This window comes from Streptomyces sp. URMC 127, assembly GCF_051386535.1.
Classification (GTDB): domain Bacteria; phylum Actinomycetota; class Actinomycetes; order Streptomycetales; family Streptomycetaceae; genus Streptomyces.
This window is the reverse complement of sequence record NZ_JBPQTW010000358.1, coordinates 1-3,802: the sequence shown is the minus strand read 5'-3', so window position 1 is coordinate 3,802 and position 3,802 is coordinate 1. Positions and strand designations below refer to the sequence as shown.

The 3,802-nt window shown below is 75.6% G+C and carries 5 protein-coding genes; 4 read left to right on the top strand and 1 reads right to left on the bottom strand.

The genetic code is table 11. From position 1 onward, the window contains the following. From ACSNOH_RS33845 to ACSNOH_RS33830, 4 genes are all read left to right on the top strand, one after another. A partial coding sequence (locus tag ACSNOH_RS33845; RefSeq protein WP_436725279.1) for a roadblock/LC7 domain-containing protein occupies window positions 1-258 on the top strand: 258 nt, incomplete at its 5' end. Continuing rightward, a complete protein-coding gene (locus ACSNOH_RS33840; protein ID WP_436725278.1) occupies window positions 255-647 on the top strand; it encodes a DUF742 domain-containing protein in 393 nt (130 codons plus the stop codon). The genes ACSNOH_RS33845 and ACSNOH_RS33840, both read left to right, overlap by 4 nt. A 70-nt stretch (window positions 648-717) precedes the next feature. Further along, window positions 718-1,350, top strand: coding sequence for a GTP-binding protein (locus ACSNOH_RS33835; RefSeq protein WP_436725280.1), 633 nt, complete (start codon window positions 718-720; stop codon window positions 1,348-1,350). Between the two features lie 10 nt (window positions 1,351-1,360). Further along, the gene (locus ACSNOH_RS33830) at window positions 1,361-2,683 is read left to right on the top strand and encodes a styrene monooxygenase/indole monooxygenase family protein (protein ID WP_436725277.1); all 1,323 of its coding nucleotides are present in this window, start codon (window positions 1,361-1,363) and stop codon (window positions 2,681-2,683) included. Window positions 2,684-2,723: 40 nt separating this feature from the next. Here ACSNOH_RS33830 and ACSNOH_RS33825 read toward each other — a convergent pair. Continuing rightward, window positions 2,724-3,802, bottom strand: a 1,079-nt coding sequence (locus tag ACSNOH_RS33825) for an NlpC/P60 family protein (protein WP_436725276.1), incomplete at its 5' end; no start/stop codon positions are given.

Sequence of the window (3,802 nt, the reverse complement as noted above, 5' to 3'; positions counted from 1 at the left end):
GGCCTCGGCAGCCTGACCACCGGCGCCGCCTGCCTCATGGACGGCGGCTTCGTCAAGCAGACCATGGTGGCGATGGACGAGGGCAGCCTGTTCGTGATGACCATCAGCGACGGCTCCCTGCTGGGCGTCCACGCCGAACCCGACTGCGACATGGGCGTCGTCGCCTACCACATGGCCCTCTTCGTCGGCCGGGCCGGGCACGTCCTCACTCCCGAACTCCGCAGGGAGCTGCGGCAGTCGGTGGAGGCCGTCGGATGACCGGCGCCGCCGCCTGCAGCAAGCCCGGCAAGCCGGCGCGCGTCCGCCCGTACTCCCTCACCGGCGGGCGCCCCCGCCGGTGCCGGCTGCTGCTCGTCGAGACCTTCGTGGCCGCCTTGGACGCCGAGGACACCGCCCCCGGCCCGGAGGCGGCCGGCCCGCACCCGCGGATCCCCCCGGAAGCCCGCGCCATCGTGGACCTGTGCCACCGGCTGCGGTCGGTCGCCGAGATCGCGGCGCTGCTGCGCATGCCGCTCGGCGCCGTGCGCGTCCTCCTGCTCGAACTGGCCGAGCAGGGCCGGGTCCGCGTCTTCGACACCGCCCACGGCACGGACCGGCCCGACCGCGCGCTGCTGGAGAGGGTGCAAGGTGCGCTCCGCCGACTGTGAAGAACGCCCGGAACCCCGTCCGGAACCCCAGCGTCCGGGACCCCAGCGTCCGGAAGCTCAGCGTCCGGAACTGTGCGGCCCCGCGCCCGGCGCGGTCACCCTCGGTGCCGTCGCCGCCGACGACGCGCCGCGCCCCTGGCAGACCGACCGCACCCGCGCCCCCCTCGCCACGAAGATCGTCGTGGCGGGCGGCTTCGGCGTCGGCAAGACCACCTTCGTCGGCTCCGTCTCGGAGATCACGCCCCTGCGCACCGAGGCCGTGATGACCGCCGCCGCGCAGGACGTCGACGACGCCCGCGCCACCCCCGGCAAGCGGACGACCACCGTCGCCATGGACTTCGGCCGGCTCACCCTGGATGCCGACCTCGTCCTCTACCTCTTCGGCACCCCCGGCCAGAAACGATTCTGGTTCATGTGGGACGACCTCGTGCGCGGTGCGATCGGCGCCGTCGTGCTGGCCGACACCCGGCGCCTCGCGGAGTCCTTCCCCGCCCTCGACTACTTCGAGACCGCCGGCCTGCCGTACGTCGTGGCCGTCAACCACTTCGAGGGCGCCGACCGCTACGCCCCCGAGGCCGTCCACGAGGCGCTGGCCCTGCCGCCGCCCGTCCCGGTGGTGACCATGGACGCCCGGAAGCGGATCACGGTCGTCGACACCCTGCTGGCCCTGGTCGGCCGGGCGCTCGACGCCCTGCCCGAGTGAGGAGCGACCCGTGCGACGGATCCTCATCGCCGGGGCCGGCCAGTCCGGCCTCCAGCTGGCCCTCGGCCTGCAGTTCCACGGCTACGACGTGACGCTGATGTCCAACCGCACGTCCGAAGAGATACGTTCCGGCCGGGTGATGTCCACCCAGTGCATGTTCCCCACGGCCCTGCGCCACGAGCACGAGCTCGGCCTCGGCTTCTGGGCGGCCGCCGCCCCGCGCATCGAGGGCGTGGGCGTCTCGGTCGCCGAGCCGGGGCCCGCCGGCGGCCCGCACCGGCGCGCCCTCGACTGGCTCGGCCGGCTCGGCGGCTGCGCCCAGTCCGTGGACCAGCGGCTGAAGATGTCCGGCTGGCTGGACACCTTCGCCGAGCGCGGCGGCCGCCTGGCCGTCCACGCCGCCGCGGTGTCCGACCTGGACGCCCTCGCCGGCCACTACGACCTGGTGCTCGTCGCCACGGGCAAGGGCGAGCTCGCGGAGCTCTTCGACCGCGACCCGGCCGGCTCGCCGTACACGGTCCCGCAGCGCGCCCTCGCCGTCGCCTACGTGCACGGGCTCGGCCCGCGCCCCGAGCACCCGGACACCGAGGCGGTGCGCTGCAACCTCGTGCCCGGCGCGGGGGAGCTGTTCGTGCTGCCGACGCTCACCGTCTCCGGCCGCGCCGACGTCCTGTTCTGGGAGGCCGTGCCGGACGGGCCCCTGGACGCCTTCCAGGACCAGCCCGCCCCCGGCGAGCACCTGGCGCGGACCCTGGAGCTGATGGAGCACTACGTGCCCTGGGAGTACGCCCGGGCGACCCGCGTCGAGCTCACCGACGCCCAGGCCACCCTGGCGGGCCGCTACACCCCGGCCGTCCGCGATCCCGTCGGCCGGCTGCCCTCCGGAGGGCTCGTCCTCGGCGTCGCGGACGCGGTGGTGGCCGACGACCCCGTCACCGGGCAGGGCGCCAACTCCGCTGCCAAGTGCGCCGCCGCCTACCTCGCCGCGATCGTCCGGCACGGCGAGCGGCCCTTCGACGAGGCGTGGATGCGGGCGGCGTTCGCCGGTCACTGGGCCTCGGCCCGGCACGCGACCGCCTGGACCAACGCGATGCTCGCGCCGCGCCCGCCCGGGCACGTGCGGGAGCTGCTGGAGGCGGCGGGCCGGCACCAGGAGCTCGCCGACCGCATCGCCGCGGGCTACGACGACCCGGCGGGCATCGCCGCCTGCTTCGTCGACGCGCGGGAAGCGGCGGCGTGCGTGGCGGCCCTGGGCGGGGAGCCTGCCGTGGGCGCGGAACCGGCCAGGAGTGCGGCCGGCGGAGCGCAGCCGGGTGCTCCGGGGAGCGGCTGACGGGCGGCAGGCCGGCGTGCGTGCGCCCGCCCCGGCCGTCCTACGACGGCGCCGCGGCCGACCCGTAGCCCGCGTCCGAGCCGGACGTGGCGCCCTCCGGCAGCGGCGGCAGCTCGTACTTCCGCAGCGGCGCTTCGCCCGCGTCCGGGCGGACCGCCCCGAGCAGCGGGTTGGCGGCGATGGGCGAGACCTTCACGCTGCCGCCCGGCCGCGGCGCCTGCATGACCAGGCCGTTGCCGATGTAGAGCGCGACGTGTGTCGCTCCCTCGAAGTAGACCACCAGGTCGCCCGGGCGGAGCTCGTCCAGCGAGACCTTCGGCAGGGTCCGCCACTGCTCCTGGCTCGTGCGCGGGATGGCGCCGCCCGCGTGGGCCCAGGCCTGCGAGGTGAGCCCCGAGCAGTCGAACGCGTCGGGACCGGCCGCGCCCCACACGTACGGCTTGCCGAACTGCTCGAACGCGTAGGCGATGGCCTTCTCGCCCGCGGCGGACGGCCTGGTCGAGCCGCTCAGCCGGCCCGAGGAGAGCAGGGCGCGCTGCGCCTCGCCGATGTTCTTCTGCTCCAGCCGCTGGATGTCGGCGAGCTGCTTGCCGGTCAGCGACGCGAGCATCTTCTCGACCTCGCCGAGGCTCTTCTTGACCTTGTCGCGCTGCTGCTTCTGCTTCGCGGCGAGCACCTGCTGCTCGTTGAGGGCCTCGCGCGCCTTGCCGGCCAGGCCGGCGGCGCGCTTCTCGTCCTTCGTGAGCCGGCCGACGGTGGCCGCGCGCTGGCCCGCGGCGCGCTGGATCTGGTGGCCCCGGTCGAGCGCCTGCTGCGGGTCGGGGCTGAGGAGGACGGAGACGTACGGGGCGAGGGTGCCGCTCGTGCCCTGGTACTGCTCGCGGGCGAGGCGCCCGGCGGCGTCGCGGCTGCCGGTGAGGGCGACGCGGGCGCCGGCGAGCTCCTCGTTGAGGGCGTCGACGCGCTTGTGCTGCGCCTTGAGCTTCTCCTCGGTCGCGTTGTACGTCTCGGTGGCTTCCTCGGCCTTGCGGTAGAGCGTCTGCAGCCGGGTGAGCAGGGTGTGCACGGAGGGGCTGGACGGGGCTGCCGGGGGAGCCGGCCGGTCGGGCGGGGCGGCGG

Coding starts and splice junctions, on each gene's coding strand:
- ACSNOH_RS33840 (WP_436725278.1), top strand. CDS start 255: ATGACCGGCGCCGCCGCCTGCAGCAAGCCCGGCAAGCCGGCGCGCGTC.